The sequence below is a fragment of the Nostocoides australiense Ben110 genome, from assembly GCF_001050535.1.
Taxonomy (GTDB): Bacteria; Actinomycetota; Actinomycetes; order Actinomycetales; family Dermatophilaceae; genus Nostocoides_A; species Nostocoides_A australiense.
In genome coordinates this window covers 3,208,735-3,211,190 of sequence record NZ_HG764815.1, presented here as the reverse complement: position 1 = coordinate 3,211,190, position 2,456 = coordinate 3,208,735, and the positions used below count along the sequence as shown (strand labels likewise).

Genomic DNA, 2,456 nt, shown 5'->3' with positions numbered 1-2,456 from the left:
GCTGCTCGCCGCCTTCCACGTGCCGGCGTGCCGTCCGGTGCCGGTCCAACTCGTCGTGCAGCGGGGCGAGGATCCGGGCGGCGCGGGTGGCAGCCGGCTCGACGAGTTCGGAGTCGGGCAGCGTGCCGGGCACCAGCCCGGCCACCATGGCATCGCGGAAGTCGCGGTCGAGCAAGGAGCGCGAGAGCCGGATCGCCGTCGCGGGGCTGGGCTGCCACGGGTCCGGCTCGTCCGGCGGAACGAGGGCGAGCAAGGCACGCCACTCCCCGATCGCGTGCACGGGCACGCTGCACTCCCGCGCGGTGAGTTCGGTGCCGGCCGTGGTGGGCGGACGACAGGGCGCGAGGCACGCGATGGCCGCGTCCCGGTCGGGCGCCACCGACCGCCCCTGGGCCACCAGCTCGGCGACGATTGCACAGTCCTCCGGCCGCGGCAGGGTGTCCCAGTTTCCGTCGGGGGCCCCGAGCAGCCGGAACATCCCGTCGCTCACGAGAGCTGCCAGCCCGAGCGTCACCCCGCTCTCGGCCAGTCGGTCACCGACCCGGACGAGGGCGGCCAGGCCCAGCAGCGAGTCGTCGAATAGCGCGAGATGGGCGCCGTCGAGGTTGCCGGCGCCGATCTGTCGTTGCAGGTCGGCGCACCCCGCGTCGAGGGCGCGATCGGCATGGACGGGATGCTCCGGCACGTCCATGCGGGCGACGAGGATCACCGTCTTGTCGCGCGTCATCACCACCACGAGGCTGCGGTGCGGATAGAAGCCGATCTGATAGGGCAGCGAGGTCAAGAACTCGCCCGGGCTGGTCATATGCACTGTCATACGACGAGGCTCGCGGGTCGCGAGCACGGACCGCCAGACCCGCGAAAACCCCTGTGGAAAGCGCGAAGTTGCCGCTCCACCTGTGGATTGCGGGCTGGCGCGTCAGCGCACGACGCGGCCCGAGACGGTGGCACCGGCCCCGGCATACGCGCTGGTGGCGGCATCCTGCGGGTCGGGCGCCGTGGCGTTCGAGCCCGGCGTGCCGGCGCGCTCCCACTCGAGGAACTCCTCGGTCTCCGTGACCAGGTTGGCGGCGAGCCAGCTCAGAACCATCGCGTCGTCGGCGAGCCCGAACACCGCGAGGAAACCCTCCGGCAGCAGATCGACCGGCGAGATGACGTATGCGGCGGCGACCGCGAGCATGCCGAGGCGACCGACCGTCATACCGCGGTAGTCGCCGGCGGCCACGGCGCGCACCAGGCGCGGCACGGAACCGGCGCGCTCGGCCATCGAGGGGGCGCCGGGGCGGGTCGCCGAGCGCACGGCGGACATCAGCGAGCGAGCCAGAAGCAGACGGGAACGAGCGGCCACGGCGGGTCCTTCTTCGAGGCGGCCACACGGCGTGACCGGATCGCCTCAGTCAACGCGGTATGCCGCGCCGCGATTCCCGCGTCAGCGAACGGTGCCGTCCGTCACCGGCGGGAACTCCCGGCGGGCCGAGTCGGCGATCTTGCGGATCAGGTAGGTGTCCAGACCGGCGCCGACGAAGCCGCCCGCGACGGGCAGGCCCTTGCCGAAGCGGGCGAGGGTGTTGCGGCCGGCGCTCGCGAGCAGCCGGAACGCCACCGCCTTGTTGACCACCATCAGGATCGGCCCCGGAAGGCGCTGCGCGGCGAGGTTCGACAGCCGGCCGGTGGCCACGACGCCGGCCTTCTTGAGCAGGTCGTCCGCGTCGGCGCCGACGAGGGTCAGCAGGATCGCGGAGCGGATCTCCGGCTTGTCGATGTCGTAGCCACGCGTCTTGGCGATGCTCGCGACCATGCGCGTGGCGAGGAGATAGAACTCGACGATATTGGCCGGCATCGCCACCGGCATGGTGATGAACCCGCCGAGGCTGGTCAGGAAGCCGCCGGTGGCGGCCATCATCGTGTGGTCCTTGACGATCTCGTCGACGGCCTCGTCGGTGGTCCTGCGCTTCGCCAGCGCGTCCGTGGCGATCTTGTGAGCGGAGTCGAGGGGACCGCGGCCGTCGATGCCGGTGTCGAGGAGCCGCTCCATCAGCCGCGTCGCGGCGCCGGCCATCCCGCCCTCGTCGCCCTTCTTGGCACGCTCCAGGGCGGAGCCGGTCACGGAGATGTCCTTTTCCATCTCCTTGACGTCGTCGTCCTTGCCGAAGCCGAACAGTCCCATGGGGTCACCTTTGGTCTCGTACGCGTGGTCTCGCAAGCGTGGTCGTGTATGCGGGAACTGGTCGATCTTGCCATGGGTCGGCGCGTCCACGGCGCTTGGCGCCCGCCAGCTTGGTCCCGGACGGCAGCTGCTGTCGGCCCTGCGGCATAGGGTCGCACTCGTGCCCAGCCCGAAGTCCCTGGTCGCGCTCGTTGCCGGGCCGGCCGGGTTCGCCGTGACCGACGGCAGGCAGCCGCGAGCGTTCGGCCCGGAGCAGGTGGCGGAGGTCGCCGCGGCGCTCGCGGATGCC

3 protein-coding genes are annotated in these 2,456 nt (G+C 71.8%); all 3 read right to left on the bottom strand.

From position 1 onward, the window contains the following. Positions 1 to 805: DUF4192 family protein (locus BN11_RS15570; protein ID WP_048699203.1), on the bottom strand; the 805-nt coding region annotated here is incomplete at its 3' end. 114 nt (positions 806 to 919) lie between these two features. After that, a complete protein-coding gene (locus BN11_RS15565) occupies positions 920 to 1,348 on the bottom strand; it encodes a YkvA family protein (RefSeq protein WP_157044207.1) in 429 nt (142 codons plus the stop codon). Positions 1,349 to 1,429: 81 nt separating this feature from the next. After that, positions 1,430 to 2,167, bottom strand: a complete 738-nt coding sequence (locus tag BN11_RS15560) for an EcsC family protein (protein WP_083433802.1) — start codon at positions 2,165 to 2,167, stop codon at positions 1,430 to 1,432. Between the last annotated feature and the right edge of the window lie 289 nt (positions 2,168 to 2,456).

Excerpts from the sequence above, each read along its gene's own strand:
- BN11_RS15560 (WP_083433802.1), bottom strand. The coding sequence starts at position 2,167 with ATGGGACTGTTCGGCTTCGGCAAGGACGACGACGTCAAGGAGATGGAA.